16 protein-coding genes are annotated in these 13534 nt (G+C 26.9%); 8 read left to right on the top strand and 8 right to left on the bottom strand.

Annotation, left to right across the window (positions count from 1 at the left end; all coding sequences use genetic code 11):
- Positions 1-84 precede the first annotated feature (84 nt).
- Genes JYG23_RS08870 through JYG23_RS08860 form a run of 3 tightly spaced genes read left to right on the top strand, consistent with a single transcriptional unit; the run spans position 85 to position 1953 of the window.
- Positions 85-459 carry a GntR family transcriptional regulator gene (locus tag JYG23_RS08870; protein WP_207235295.1) on the top strand — a complete coding sequence of 125 codons (375 nt, stop codon included), beginning with the start codon at positions 85-87 and terminating at the stop codon, positions 457-459.
- A 2-nt stretch (positions 460-461) separates the two neighbouring features.
- Positions 462-1310, top strand: coding sequence for an ABC transporter ATP-binding protein (locus tag JYG23_RS08865; protein WP_207235294.1), 849 nt, complete (start codon positions 462-464; stop codon positions 1308-1310).
- Between the two features lies 1 nt (position 1311).
- Entirely contained in the window at positions 1312-1953 is a 642-nt protein-coding gene (locus JYG23_RS08860) for an ABC-2 transporter permease (protein ID WP_207235293.1), read from the top strand.
- 120 nt (positions 1954-2073) lie between these two features.
- Here JYG23_RS08860 and JYG23_RS08855 read toward each other — a convergent pair whose 3' ends face one another.
- Positions 2074-3372 carry a serine dehydratase subunit alpha family protein gene (locus tag JYG23_RS08855; protein ID WP_207235291.1) on the bottom strand — a complete coding sequence of 433 codons (1299 nt, stop codon included), beginning with the start codon at positions 3370-3372 and terminating at the stop codon, positions 2074-2076.
- A 295-nt stretch (positions 3373-3667) separates the two neighbouring features.
- Between JYG23_RS08855 and JYG23_RS08850 the strand changes: the two genes are divergently transcribed.
- The 3 genes from JYG23_RS08850 to groL all read left to right on the top strand — a co-directional run bounded on the left by JYG23_RS08850 (position 3668) and on the right by groL (position 6754).
- Positions 3668-4540, top strand: a complete 873-nt coding sequence (locus JYG23_RS08850; RefSeq protein WP_207235290.1) for a DNA-3-methyladenine glycosylase — start codon at positions 3668-3670, stop codon at positions 4538-4540.
- A 278-nt stretch (positions 4541-4818) separates the two neighbouring features.
- Positions 4819-5100, top strand: coding sequence for a co-chaperone GroES (gene groES, locus JYG23_RS08845; protein WP_207235289.1), 282 nt, complete (start codon positions 4819-4821; stop codon positions 5098-5100).
- 25 nt (positions 5101-5125) lie between these two features.
- A complete protein-coding gene (gene groL / locus JYG23_RS08840; RefSeq protein ID WP_207235287.1) occupies positions 5126-6754 on the top strand; it encodes a chaperonin GroEL in 1629 nt (542 codons plus the stop codon).
- Positions 6755-7125: 371 nt separating this feature from the next.
- On the opposite strand, the gene JYG23_RS08835 is transcribed toward groL, so the two are convergent.
- The 5 genes from JYG23_RS08835 to JYG23_RS08815 all read right to left on the bottom strand — a co-directional run bounded on the left by JYG23_RS08835 (position 7126) and on the right by JYG23_RS08815 (position 10825).
- The gene (locus tag JYG23_RS08835; RefSeq protein ID WP_207235286.1) at positions 7126-8295 is read right to left on the bottom strand and encodes a site-specific integrase; all 1170 of its coding nucleotides are present in this window, start codon (positions 8293-8295) and stop codon (positions 7126-7128) included.
- 59 nt (positions 8296-8354) lie between these two features.
- The gene (locus JYG23_RS08830) at positions 8355-8543 is read right to left on the bottom strand and encodes a helix-turn-helix domain-containing protein (RefSeq protein ID WP_207235285.1); all 189 of its coding nucleotides are present in this window, start codon (positions 8541-8543) and stop codon (positions 8355-8357) included.
- A gap of 112 nt (positions 8544-8655) precedes the next feature.
- Positions 8656-8787, bottom strand: a complete 132-nt coding sequence (locus JYG23_RS15150; RefSeq protein WP_207237988.1) for a viroplasmin family protein — start codon at positions 8785-8787, stop codon at positions 8656-8658.
- Positions 8784-8924, bottom strand: coding sequence for a hypothetical protein (locus JYG23_RS08820; protein ID WP_207235284.1), 141 nt, complete (start codon positions 8922-8924; stop codon positions 8784-8786). Before JYG23_RS08820 ends, JYG23_RS15150 begins: the two co-directional genes overlap by 4 nt.
- Positions 8925-8983: 59 nt before the next feature.
- Positions 8984-10825, bottom strand: a complete 1842-nt coding sequence (locus JYG23_RS08815; protein ID WP_207235282.1) for a DEAD/DEAH box helicase family protein — start codon at positions 10823-10825, stop codon at positions 8984-8986.
- Positions 10826-10968: 143 nt separating this feature from the next.
- Here JYG23_RS08815 and JYG23_RS08810 point away from each other — a divergent pair, with 143 nt between their 5' ends.
- Positions 10969-11448, top strand: a complete 480-nt coding sequence (locus JYG23_RS08810) for a hypothetical protein (protein WP_207235281.1) — start codon at positions 10969-10971, stop codon at positions 11446-11448.
- A 73-nt stretch (positions 11449-11521) separates the two neighbouring features.
- Positions 11522-12415, top strand: coding sequence for a hypothetical protein (locus tag JYG23_RS08805; RefSeq protein WP_207235280.1), 894 nt, complete (start codon positions 11522-11524; stop codon positions 12413-12415).
- Between the two features lie 36 nt (positions 12416-12451).
- Here JYG23_RS08805 and JYG23_RS08800 read toward each other — a convergent pair whose 3' ends face one another.
- Both JYG23_RS08800 and JYG23_RS08795 read right to left on the bottom strand, forming a co-directional pair.
- On the bottom strand, positions 12452-12955 hold the full coding sequence (locus tag JYG23_RS08800; RefSeq protein ID WP_207235279.1) for a relaxase/mobilization nuclease domain-containing protein: 504 nt from the start codon (positions 12953-12955) through the stop codon (positions 12452-12454).
- A 17-nt stretch (positions 12956-12972) separates the two neighbouring features.
- Positions 12973-13263 (bottom strand): hypothetical protein, encoded by a 291-nt coding sequence (locus tag JYG23_RS08795; protein WP_207235278.1) that lies wholly within the window; start codon positions 13261-13263, stop codon positions 12973-12975.
- Between the last annotated feature and the right edge of the window lie 271 nt (positions 13264-13534).

The raw sequence follows: 13534 nt of genomic DNA, 5'->3' as shown, positions 1-13534 counted from the left end.
AAAATTATATAAATAAACTATTGACAATGGTGTAATATTGTATATACTGTATATATACAATATATATTAAAGGTGAAAAAAATAATGAATATTCTAATTAGTAACTCGAGTGATAAACCAATATATGAACAAATAGTTTCTCAGATTAAAGCATGCATAATTTCTGGAGAACTCAAGGATAATGATGCCTTACCATCAATGAGGTTACTTGCAAAAGAATTGAGAATAAGCGTAATAACAACAAAACGCGCTTATGAAGAGCTTGAAAAAGAAGGCTTTATAGTTTCTGTGACGGGAAAAGGAAGCTTTGTTGCAGCTAAAAATATTAATTTAATAAAAGAAGAAGCTCTCAAATACATAGAGGAAGAAATGTCAAAAATTATTGAAAAATCAAACTTGTGTAATATTAGTTTTGAAGAGCTGATTGAAATGTTTAAAACAATTTATGAAGGAGATTGATTATGGGATATGCATTGGAATTAAAAAATGTGTCAAAAAAATATAAAAATTTTGAATTAAGTAATATTAATATACATCTTCCTAAAGGATGCATTATGGGATTTATAGGAGAAAATGGTGCTGGTAAGACGACAACTATCAAGTTAATACTTGATTTGATTAATAGAGATGCTGGAAGCATAAATGTTTTGGGTAAAGATAATAAAAAGGATTTAGATGCTGTCAAAGAAAATATTGGAGTAGTTTTAGATGAGTGTTTCTTTCCCGAAAATGTAACAGCAAAAAATGTAAATATTATAATGAAAAACATATATACAACATGGGATGAAAAGAAGTTTTATAAATACATAAAAGATTTTTCACTTCCATTAGATAAAAGTATAAAAGATTTTTCAAAGGGAATGAAAATGAAACTGTCCATAACAGTAGCACTTAGCCATGACAGTAAATTATTAATATTAGATGAGGCTACAAGTGGACTTGACCCAATTGTAAAGGATGAAATATTGGAAATATTCTTGCAATTTATACAAGATGAAAATCATTCAATATTTATATCTTCTCACATAATTAGTGATTTAGAAAAAGTGTGCGACTATATAACATTAATACATGAGGGTAAAATCATGTTTACTGAAGAAAAGGATGAATTAACAAATAAATACGGTTTGCTAAAATGTTCAAAGGAAGTATTTAAAAATATTGATAAATCTCTAGTTATAGGATATAGAAAAAATAGTTTTGGAGTTGAAGCTTTAGTATATAAAAACAATCTAAAATGTGATGGAGTTATTGATAAAGCAAGTATAGAAGATATTATGTTATTTTATGTAAAGGAGATGTCTAAATAATATGAAGGGTTTGATTATAAAGGATTTAATTAATTTAAAAAAACAATCTAAAATTTTAATACTTATATTAGTGATGAACTTCGTAATAAGTTTTTCAAACAAGGATTTAAGTATATTCATGGGTGTGATTTCTATATTGTTTGTCATGCTTCCTAGCACAGCACTTGCCTATGATGAAAGATCTAATTTTGATAGATATGGACTTACAATGCCAATTTCAAGAAATGATTTAGTTATATCTAAATATTATTTAGGGGGGATATTTTCAATTATTGCTTTAGTTGTTAATCTAATAATAAATATAGTAGGATATTGTTTTATGGATATAGCAATTAATAAAGATAGTATAATAGGAGTAGTTGCATTGTTTAGTTTGTCAGTTGTGTTTTTATCAATTGTACTACCATTTAATTTTAAATATGGTGTAGAAAAAGGGAGATATATTATGATTGTAATTGCTTTAATTCCTACATTTATGATAGTTATGCTTTCAAAATTATTTAAAGATACGCCATCGTATATTCAAAATTTACAATCTATAAATATAGACAGTCTTCTTTATATATTGCCGATAGTAGCATTGGTGTTATTGATTATATCAATGTTGATATCAATACGTATTTGCAATAAAAAAGAATTCTAAATAAAAAAGCTATTGACATTTATTAATATCAATAGCTTTCAGTTTGCCTAATTTACTAAGAATGGGGGAATCCTTAGAATAGGTGTTATATAAAAATATTTTAAATATTTTTAGCTAAAGTTAATTGTTTGCAGCAAGCATAATATCAATTATAGTTTTATCTACATTATCCATACCATTATTGCTTAATGATTTTAAGTTTTTAATACTTTGTTCAGCACTACCTGTTACTATACCATTGTTTTTACAAGCATAGAAACCTTGCATTGCAAATAATGAAGATTGTACTCCAGCAGCAGCAGCTGTACCTAATTTTAACGAACAGCCAGGTTTAGCACCGTCACATATAACTCCTGATAGATTAGCTAATATGTTTTTAATAGTTCCTTGAATTTGTGTAGAGTTTCCACCCATTAACCATGTGATAGCACTTGCTGAGCCTGTTGCAGCAGCAATTGAACAACCACAAAGAGGAGATAATCTTCCTATATAGTGTTTTACATATGATGTGATAACATGACTTATTGCTAATGATTTAGCCATTTTTTCATCGCTAGTTTTTGGGTTAGTCTTTTTATAAGCAGCTAAAGGTAATATAGCAGTTAATCCGTTGTTTCCACTTCCTGAAGAACTCATAACTGGAATAACTTTACCTGACATTCTTGCATCAGAAGCAGCTGATGTAAGCATCATTGCTTGGTTAGCTAAGTCATTGCACATAACACCTTTGTCCATGCTTTTTTTCATAGCATATCCAGTTCCAATACCTAGTTTTTCACTCATCCCCATTTCAGCAGCATTTAAATTCATTGCAATTCCATCAAGTAAGAATTTAATATCTTCAAATTCCAATTCATCAATAGCATTTATTATATCCATAATTGAAGAGTCAAAGAAACTATCTGGTACTCCTGTTGTAGCTGATGATGATTGTGTTTGCTTTTTCTCTAATATTACTTTGCCATTTAAAGTAATACTTGTGATGTTATCGTGTTTATCTTCAATAATAGCTTCAGCAATGTTATCTTCTGATTTAACGATAACTTTTATATATACTTTTTTACTCATATCAGCAATTTTTACAGACACTTTTTTGTCATCAACAAGTTCTTTTGCAATTGCTCTACAATTATCATCTATTTCGCCTAATATTTGCAATCCTTTTGAATAGTCTTGTTTAGCAACACCTAGAGCAGTAGCAACATCAAGCCCTATATCAGAAGTGTTTGGAATACCAACATTCATACCATTTTTATAAATGTTAGAGCTTAAATAAGTTTCTACTTCATCAAATTTTTTAGATTTTATACAAGATGAAGCAGCTGCAGCGCAAAGTGCAATTGCAACGGGTTCTGTACAACCTATTGCTGGTTTAATTTCATTATTTAATATGAATAATATACTATCTTTAATATCCATGTTAACCTCCAAAGTTTTATTAAATATATAATTGCAAAATATATGCCAATTATAAAACATTGTAAATTACATATATTTATTATATTAGTCTCAAAATGAAACAAAATTCAGTATCAAATTGAGATTGAATATAAAATTGAGACAACTTTATTAAATTTGACATTATATATTCTAAATATTAAAATATAGTATATATTTATTTTAGTCGTTGGTAATAATAGTTACTAACAAATTATATAAAGAATTAGTAAGTGCTTTAAAATATTAGAATACTACAATAAATCAGGTGATATAGATGAAAGTACAAGAAAAAAGTGACAGATTAATTATTAGCGAACAATCAGATTTCGAACCGAAGCACATATTTGAGTGTGGTCAAGCGTTTAGGTGGGAAAAAGAGCTAGACAATAGCTACACCATAGTAGCGAATAAACGTGTAATAAATGTTTCAAAATTAAATGATGAAATAATAATAAAAAATTCTAATAAAGAAGATTTTAATGAAATTTGGAAAGATTATTTTGATATTGATACAGATTATTCACAAATTAAAAGTAAATTAAATAATGATGATATAATGAAAAAAGCTATAGAATTTGGAACAGGTATAAGGATATTAAATCAACAAGAGTATGAAATGATTATATCTTTTATTATTTCAGCAAACAATAGAATACCTATGATAAAGAAGGTAATATCGAATTTAAGTAAAAAATTTGGTGATTTCATTCAAGAATATAATAGCAAGAAATATTACTCATTTCCGAGTATAGAAAGATTAGCAAATGCAGATGTTGAAAAGGTGGCAGAATGTAAAGCTGGATTCAGGTCAGAAAGAATTATTTTAGCTTCACAAAAAATAATTCAGGATAAAGATATTGTATACAATCTGAAAAGCAAAACATATGATGAAGGATTAGAATATTTAAAAACATATAAAGGTATAGGAGATAAGGTAGCAAATTGTATTTTGTTATTTTCAATGAAACAATTTGCTACCTTTCCTGTTGATGTATGGGTAAGAAGAGTTATGCAAACACTTTATGTGCCAAATACAGCAAAGGATTTAGAGATTAGAAAATTTGCTGAGAATAAATTTAAGGATTTATCAGGCTATGCACAACAATATCTATTTTTTTATGCAAGAGAGAATGATATAGGTAAGTAGTATTTAATATTTGGAAAATATATAAAATAGATATTTATATAATATATAAATTAAAGCAAATCAAAGAAATTAAATGAAAATTAATGTATTGCAGAGAAAATTATGTATATAATATTAAAATCGGAGATAAATTGCTTTAAACTGCTTATAATCGATATTGATTACATAAGCGCAAATGGTTATTATATATAGTGTTAGCACTCGTATACATTGAGTGCTAATAAAACAATAAAACTGTTTAAATTATATTATATTTTTATAAATTAGGAGGTAATTAAATGAACGTTAAACCATTAGGTGAAAGAGTTGTTATTAAAATGATTGAGGCTGAAGAAAAAACTAAAAGTGGTATTGTATTGACAGGTACTGCAAAAGAAAAACCACAAATAGCAGAAGTTTTAGCAGTTGGGGCAGGAATTACTTCAGATGATAAGAAAAAGAATGAAATTAAAGTTGCAGACAAAGTAATTTTCTCTAAATTTGCTGGAACAGAAGTTAAAATTGATGGTGAAGAATTAATTGTAATAAAATTATCAGATATATTAGCAGTAGTAGAATAAAAATTATAAGAAGAGGTGCATTTAAATGGCAAAATTAATTCAATTTGATGAAGCAGCACGTCGTGCTATGGAAAAAGGCGTTAACACATTAGCAGATACAGTAAAAGTTACATTAGGACCTAAGGGAAGAAATGTTGTATTAGGAAAATCATTTGGTTCTCCAATGATTACTAATGATGGAGTTACAATAGCAAGAGAAATAGAATTATCAGATCCATTTGAAAATATGGGTGCTCAACTTGTTAGAGAAGTAGCAACTAAAACAAATGATATAGCAGGTGATGGAACTACAACAGCAACATTATTGGCTCAAGCTATCATTAGAGAAGGACTTAAAAACGTAGCAGCTGGTGCTAACCCAATGATTATAAAAAAAGGTATCAATAAAGCTGTAGAAGTAGCAGTTGAAGAATTAAAAGGATTATCAAAGCAAGTAGAAACATCTGAAGATATAGCACAAGTTGCATCAGTTTCAGCATCAGATGAAACTATAGGTAAATTAATATCACAAGCAATGGATAAAGTTGGGAAAGATGGCGTTATAACTGTTGAAGAATCTAAAACTATGGGAACAGACTTATCTGTAGTTGAAGGTATGCAATTTGATAGAGGATATTTATCATCATATATGGTAACTGATACAGAAAAAATGGAAGCTATATTAGATAATCCATATATATTAATAACAGATAAAAAAATCTCTAATATTCAAGAAATTTTACCAGTTCTTGAGCAAATAGTTCAAGGCGGAAAATCATTACTTATCATAGCAGAAGATGTTGATGGGGAAGCATTAGCAACATTAGTAGTAAACAAATTAAGAGGAACATTCAACTGTATAGCTGTTAAAGCTCCTGGATTTGGTGACAGAAGAAAAGAAATGCTTAAAGATATAGCAATTTTAACAGGCGGAGAAGTTATATCTGAAGAATTAGGATATGAATTGAAAGATGCTACTCTTGAAATGTTAGGAACTGCATCTACAATTAAAATAGATAAAGAAAACACTACAATAGTTGGTGGTTCTGGAGAGAAAGAGCAACTTGACGAAAGAGTTAGACAAATTAGAGTTCAATACGAAGAATCAACTTCAGAATTTGATAAAGAAAAATTACAAGAAAGATTAGCTAAATTAACAGGTGGAGTTGCAGTTATTAACGTTGGAGCAGCAACAGAAACTGAAATGAAAGAGAAAAAATTAAGAATTGAAGATGCTTTGAACGCAACTCGTGCAGCAGTTGAAGAAGGCTTAGTAGCTGGTGGTGGAACAGCATTAGTATCAGTAATACCTGCAGTTGATAAAGTAGTTAAAGAATTAACTGGAGATGCTAGAACTGGTGCTCAAATTATAAAAAGAGCATTGGAAGAGCCAGTAAGACAAATAGCTATCAATGCTGGATTAGAAGGTTCAGTTATAATTGAAAAAGTTAAAGCAAGTAAAAAAGGCTATGGATTTGATGCATTGGCTGAAAAATATGTTGATATGATTGAAACTGGTATAGTTGATCCAACTAAAGTAACTCGTTCAGCATTACAAAACGCAGCAAGTGTTGCATCAATGTTATTGACAACAGAAGCAGCTGTAGTAGAAGAACCAAAAGAAAATGAACCTGCAATGCCTCCAATGGGTGGCGGAATGCCAGGAATGATGTAATAAAGGATAAAAAGCGCTGAAATTCAGCGCTTTTTTTTGTGGAAATTTTCATTTGCTAACAATTTGCTAACATTTCATAAAAATTTATATTATTTGCATTGATTTGCTAACAATGCATTGTTAGCATTAAATGTTGATGAGAGTATTGAAAATTATTTATTTGTTTTGATTGTATTAAATTAATTGTTTTATATTTGTTGCATAGATATAATTTTGCTAACAAAAATCAATGTACAATAGATAATTCAATATGTTCAAGACTTTAAAAATATTTTCAAGTATAATTCGAAAAAATAAAGAACACGTTAAAATAAACGTGTTCATGAATTGATGAATTATAGCCTTTATATTGCTAACAACTTGCTAACATTTTATACTGAATTCATTAATTTACTGAATTTAGTACTTGCTTCTGTCTTCATTGCCTTAGTTACATGCATGTATATAGAAGTAGTTGTTTCGTCATCCTTATGACCTAAACGTTCCATTATTTCTTTTAACCCAACACCAGCCTCAGCTAAGAGTGACACATGTGTGTGCCTTAATCCATGTGGAGTTAATTTCTTCAGTCCGTTTTTCTTAATAATTCTATCCATTACAATTTCTATTTGCTTTGGTGTCTCTGGATATCCAGGATAATTGATAAACTTAGTAAATACAAAATTCTCCTTATGCCATGATGTGATACGAAGTCTGAGCTCGTTTTGACGTAATTTATGCTTTCTTAGAGCTTCAATAACTATATCATCAACTTGTATTTTGCGCTTAGATGTTTTTGTTTTAGGTGGTAATAGCGTATAATTTATAGTGTTATTTACAGGATTATAATAAGTCTTATATATACTTATCTCTTTGCTTGTAAAGTCAATGTCCTTCCATTTTAAGGCACATAGTTCACCGATACGTATTCCAGTATATGCGAGTGTTAGAAATATTACATAGGTTTGAGGGCTAATATCTTGCTTAGAAAGCTCTAAAAACTCATTAAGTTCTTCTTTCTCAAAATATTTAGGTATTTCAGTTTCATGCTCAAGTTCTTCTACTGTTTTTACTTTCTTTGGAACTTTAGCATATTGAGTTGGATCATTTAAGATTAATCTCATTTCTATTGCTTTTTTAAATATCATTTTAGCAGTTCTATGTATACCAGTTAAAGTATTATGTGCAAAATTAGATAATAAATATAACAGAAAATCTTGATACATTAAGCTTGTAATATCTTTCATTTTTGCTTCTTTAAAGTAAGCTTTAACGTTGTTAATCTCATGTTGTCTTACTCTAACAGTACTTATTTTGACATTACCTGTCTTGGAGTATAATTTTATCCATTTGTCAGAAAACTCAGCAAGTGTCATATCAGTTTCATTTATATAAGTACCTTCATTGTAGCTTGCTAATATATGAGATAGTGCAGCGTTAGCCTCTTTTTTAGTTTTGAATCCACCCTTAGATTTTTGATTTCTTTTGTTTGTTATAGGATCCCTTCCTAAATCAATGACATAGGTGTAGGTAGAGCCTCTTTTATATATATGACCATTCATAAATCTTTATCCTTTCTTAAAAATTAAAGGCGAGCTTGTACTTAAGCTCGCCATATGTATTAATTGGCTTTTAGCCATTTGATTAAATCTGATTTAAGGACTCTCTTGCATTTACCTATTCTTTTGCAAGGTAATCCGCCTGCTTTTGGTTGTATATCCATCAAATTATAAGCTTTCCTAAGACTTATTTGCAAAAAATTGGCTATAGCCTTAGCAGTTAGTATGTCTGGTAAATCATTAATATGCATAAATGCATCCTCCTTCATATTTTGATCTTATGAGTTCGTTAGCATTATTATGTTTAATACTTTCAATATTATAGTATATAACTATTAATGCTAAGTTTTACGTTCTTGATAATTAGTGTAGTATAGTGATATTATTGCAACTACATATTGTATTGTAAGCTTCTTCGTAAGACGCAAATTTTTTATATATTGAACCTTTTACACCTTGGGTATAATAAGCGCATTCTACCCATGAATAGGCTATCCATTGTCAACCACCTTCTGTAACTTTTTATCAAAACCGTTATATATAACATAGTAACCTGATTTTTTGTTTTCTTTTGTTTTAAAATTATAAATTTCTCTGTTTTTGAGTAACTCTTCTGTTGAACATGCATTCATTGTATATTTCCTCCGTAGTTTTATAATTAAAATAGTGCGAAACAAATGTTTTTTATATTCTAATCAGTAATTTTTTTAATAAATTTTATACCTGTTTCTTTTCGTCCGTCCTTAATCTTTTTATAACTGTACGAGATCTTATCAGAATATTTATTGATATAACTTTCTATGTATGCGATTGGTCTATCTTTACGTTTCTTACTCATAGGTCCCAAAATTTTAATAAATGAATCAAGAATACTGTTGAGATTTTCATTTGGTATTTCTGCACTCTCTTCTCTTGCTAAAATTTCATTTATTTTTATCATTTTTTGATCTTCTGTTTCAATTTGCTGTAACTTATCTCCCGATATACACATAGCATCTAAAAGATAGTGTGCATATATATTCTCATCGCTGCTGTTTTTTATGAGTACTAAATTTTTTAAAAAAGTAATATCAATACTAGTTTTTTTTGCAGCTATATTATTGATATAACTTTTATTGTTATCATGGTAAAAAAGATTACGTAGCAATTCAATATTTGCATAATCATATAAATAGTCAATATCGCATTTTTTCTTTTTGTGTGTATCTATTAGTTTGTATAATTCGTAATAATAATTTAATTTTTTATTTAATTCGTCCTTGCTGTAGTCATGTATATATATATTTACTTTACTTTTCTCCGTAACTCTTACTCTACCTATAAATTGTATTGTTGTTATTATATCGGTTGAAAAAATAGCTATGTCAGACGTTGTGTAATCATCAATACTTATGCCATTATCCATTACTGCTGTAGTTATAAGTACTTTAGACGAAAATGTTTTATTTTCTGTGATTTCTTTATATTCACAGTTTCCTTCATTCCCTTCAAATTTTGATTGACTATCGATAAAAACAGCATTACTCCCTAATGCATCTTTTAACTCATTTCCAATAGCTTTACTGTCTACAAAGATTAAAAAACGCTTCCCTTTTTCTATTACAGTTTTAACTATTTTAATTAGTTCATTTTTATCACCAAAACTATAAGGATTTAAATAATCATAATTTCTAGGTCTTGTATACAATAGATATGGTAAAAAAGGTACGTCGGAGTATTCTCTATTGTGTGGATTAAATCTGCATTTTTCACATGTCTCTTTTTCATGGCAATGTTCTTTATAACTAAAATATTCGCAGCAAGTTTTACAATAGTCATTAATATTGAAAATATCGAGTAAGATTTTATTGTAAAATTCAGCTATGTTGTTATAAGTAATAGCGTTAGTACTCATCTTGTCAAGTCTAATATTTTTACATGACAATTCTGTTTCTGCTTTTATGGTTTCATACGAGTGTATTAAATCAAATGATATTTCTGGTGTAGCTGAAATATATATTCTTACTGCATTATAATTGTTAGTAATAAGCTTTTTAAGCAAATACTCTGTTCTGCTATTGAAGAGAGAATCAGAATAGAAAAAATGCGCCTCATCCATAACAATAAAATCATAGGGTGTACATAAATCTTTTTTACATACCAAATCACATATTTGTTGTTGATAGGTCGAAATTTTTATATTTGGTGATATATCGCTAATTAAATGTAATTTACTATCAGGCAAATATTTTATTACCTTATTTTTATTTGGTATTTTTGCTTTTTTTATATCTTTCATTATAGATGTTTTTAGTGCTTGCCTGTTAACTAATAGTAGCATTGATTTGTTGTTAGTTATGCAAAACTTTAGTAAATCATTCAAAATGAAAGTAGTTTTTCCAGTACCGGTTTGAGTTGAAATATATACAGGAATTTTTGAATTCCATTTTTTGATTTCAGTTTTTAACTCTTCACAAATGTATTTACCTCCTATTTCTTTTTTTTTAGCGTTTAAATTAAATGAAAAAAGTGTTACCTCTTTTGTAAGTTCCATAAATATTATCCTTTCTTTTAGTATATAAGAACATTATAATAGTAATATATAAGTTTTAAAATCCTAAAAAATGCTTGTAAAATAAGTAAAAATAAAGTATAGTAATGTATATAAAAATATATTATAATAAAGGTTAAATAAACATGGAAAATTATATATCTCCATTAAATGAAAAATTTATAGATAGATTATTTGATCTAAATTGTGATTTTCAGCATAATTTAGATTGTATTAAGGATTATTTCGGTATAGATGTAAGGGAAAAATATAAAGTAGAATCAAATTTGAATAGTGAAAAAGATTTATGTGATAAAATTAATAATGAGTGTAATGATATGATATGTAGTAGTTTAGCATTTAATTCATTGTACAAAAATTCACCATATGAATTTAATTATTTTATGGATATTATGAATAAATATTCTTATAATAACTTAAAATTGATGTTTACCCTTAAAAAAAATGATTATACAAATAAAATTACTTTACATGATTCATATAAAAAATATAGGAAAGAATATAAAGAAGAAAATGATGATTTTGATTTAAATAAAAAAATGCTTGAAAATAATATATCAACTTTTAAAAAAATTATTAAAGAAAAAAATAGAGAATTTTTTTAAAGATGAGAACACTAAATGCAAAAAAACTATTTATAATATTACATCTAATATATACATATATACTTTATTAGAAATGAGCTATAAGAGAATTATTATTTCAAAATTTAAAAAAGTTAATTGGATAAACGATATAATAGAATTCCCATTTAATTTTCTTTATTATGTAACCAATGATTGTCAGGATTTATTATTAAGAAGGAATACTAAAAAAATTACAGATTTGTATTATTTTGAGAGAATATATAATTATTTTTATGATTTTTCAGTTTTTTTTAATATTGAAGATAAATTTAAAGATGAAAGTGAAATTTTCAAATATAATGTTGCTTATAGTATAAAATCTATATTAAACTTGCCCAACGTTTTTGATAATTCATACTTAGTTTATAAAGTAATAGATTTTTTAAAAGCTGATTTTTATAGTAATCATAATCTTAATTTAGATAGAATAAGAAAAATCTTTAGTTTTTATGAAAAAATTTACATACCATTATACAATGCATTGTATATAAGTATTATAAATACAATGTATCCTAAAAAACGTGTTGAAAAAATATACAATGTTTTGACTGAAAGCTTTACTTTAGATTACATATATGATAGAAGCAAAGAATATTATATAAATAATGAGGGCTGGAATTCGGCATTATATGAAGATGAATCAATTATGAATAATATCTTTAGCATTAATTATACCGATTATAAATGCAATAAGGATATAAAAAAATATTTAAATTCATATTTTGATGACAAAAAAAATCTTTCACTATTTAGAAATATAATTCAAATGACGAATGGCAATTTTAATTATAAAATTTGTACATTTGATGAATTAATGAATGACTTTTATGGAACAGGTTTTAGGCAATTATGCATTAAGTCTCAAGAATTAAAATGTAAAAATAGTGAAAGTTATAGCGATTATGCTAATATTTTAAAAGATTTTTTAGATGGCTATTTTTATTAATTCAGTCAATTTAATTATACAAACTTAGGATAACATTCATATGATGTTATCCTTGTTACCTTTAAATATAACTGTAACTTCTTCATCAAGTAAATCTTTAAGTATATCAGCAATCTCTGCATAATTTTTTCTTTTACCTTCAAATACAGCTCCATCTCTAAAGCCTATAGGATTGATTGCTATATGAGCATGTACATAATTTTTTTTATTATAAGTACGTTTATGTATTGCAAATACATTTTGATGTGTTTGTCCAATAAATTCACTAATTTTTTTTGTATATGAATAAGCCTCATAAGAGGATATGCTTTCTTCTTTAAAGCCAAGTTCTATATGATGTATTTGTCTTCCCGTTGTCTTATTAAAGCAAATTTGAGTCATTTTCATAGTATCGACCATAGATTCAACGTCAATATCTAGAACATTGTTACTACCAACAAGGTTTTGATTTGTATAAGATGAATTAATATCATAATTGATAACATTTTCTATAGCATCATCATTATTATATTCACCAGAATTAACTATTATTTTTGCCATTTGTATATAACCTCCAATTATTTTTGAGCAAGAATATGAATTACTTCTTTAAGCGCAATATCAGTATTAGTGAAATTATTATTAGATTTATCTTTTTTTTTAAAAGTATTATATTCACTAATAAAATTATTAATAGCTAGTATAAGCTGTGAAGATAGACTATTTGTTGGGCTATCACTAAATAGTTTTGATTTAACATAATTACTCTTTGATAGATTACTAGCTTCTAGTGCATATATAAATTTACGTGTTTCTTCATCGTTTAGCCTTATAGAAAGCTTTGAATCATTATTAGTATTTCTATTCATTTATAAAACCTCCTTTTTAATTTGTAAAGCTTTAACATATTAGTAAATAAAATTATTTTATAGTTAATGATAGTATGTTTTTTTATAATACAATATAATAGTATATAAATATAATATTATATATAGTATAATGATGAATGAGTACAGTAATATTGGAATAAATGGTAATTTAAGTATACTAATATATAAGGGAAAGAAAACAGTAGCAAGTAAAGTTCGAATTTTGTCCGACATTTTTACCTATTTAATTGTTAAGTGAATTATAATAAAT

This window comes from Sedimentibacter sp. zth1 (genome assembly GCF_017352195.1).
In the GTDB taxonomy this organism is placed as follows: domain Bacteria; phylum Bacillota; class Clostridia; order Tissierellales; family Sedimentibacteraceae; genus UBA1535.
Note: the sequence above shows the minus strand (reverse complement) of the source record. Positions and strands in the feature narration are given on the sequence as shown.

Excerpts from the sequence above, each read along its gene's own strand:
- JYG23_RS08870 (WP_207235295.1), top strand. The coding sequence starts at position 85 with ATGAATATTCTAATTAGTAACTCGAGTGATAAACCAATATATGAACAA.
- JYG23_RS08865 (WP_207235294.1), top strand. The coding sequence starts at position 462 with ATGGGATATGCATTGGAATTAAAAAATGTGTCAAAAAAATATAAAAAT.
- JYG23_RS08860 (WP_207235293.1), top strand. The coding sequence starts at position 1,312 with ATGAAGGGTTTGATTATAAAGGATTTAATTAATTTAAAAAAACAATCT.
- JYG23_RS08855 (WP_207235291.1), bottom strand. The coding sequence starts at position 3,372 with ATGGATATTAAAGATAGTATATTATTCATATTAAATAATGAAATTAAA.
- JYG23_RS08850 (WP_207235290.1), top strand. The coding sequence starts at position 3,668 with ATGAAAGTACAAGAAAAAAGTGACAGATTAATTATTAGCGAACAATCA.
- groES (WP_207235289.1), top strand. The coding sequence starts at position 4,819 with ATGAACGTTAAACCATTAGGTGAAAGAGTTGTTATTAAAATGATTGAG.
- groL (WP_207235287.1), top strand. The coding sequence starts at position 5,126 with ATGGCAAAATTAATTCAATTTGATGAAGCAGCACGTCGTGCTATGGAA.
- JYG23_RS08835 (WP_207235286.1), bottom strand. The coding sequence starts at position 8,295 with ATGAATGGTCATATATATAAAAGAGGCTCTACCTACACCTATGTCATT.
- JYG23_RS08830 (WP_207235285.1), bottom strand. The coding sequence starts at position 8,543 with ATGCATATTAATGATTTACCAGACATACTAACTGCTAAGGCTATAGCC.
- JYG23_RS08820 (WP_207235284.1), bottom strand. The coding sequence starts at position 8,924 with ATGAATGCATGTTCAACAGAAGAGTTACTCAAAAACAGAGAAATTTAT.
- JYG23_RS08815 (WP_207235282.1), bottom strand. The coding sequence starts at position 10,825 with ATGGAACTTACAAAAGAGGTAACACTTTTTTCATTTAATTTAAACGCT.
- JYG23_RS08810 (WP_207235281.1), top strand. The coding sequence starts at position 10,969 with ATGGAAAATTATATATCTCCATTAAATGAAAAATTTATAGATAGATTA.
- JYG23_RS08805 (WP_207235280.1), top strand. The coding sequence starts at position 11,522 with ATGAGCTATAAGAGAATTATTATTTCAAAATTTAAAAAAGTTAATTGG.
- JYG23_RS08800 (WP_207235279.1), bottom strand. The coding sequence starts at position 12,955 with ATGGCAAAAATAATAGTTAATTCTGGTGAATATAATAATGATGATGCT.
- JYG23_RS08795 (WP_207235278.1), bottom strand. The coding sequence starts at position 13,263 with ATGAATAGAAATACTAATAATGATTCAAAGCTTTCTATAAGGCTAAAC.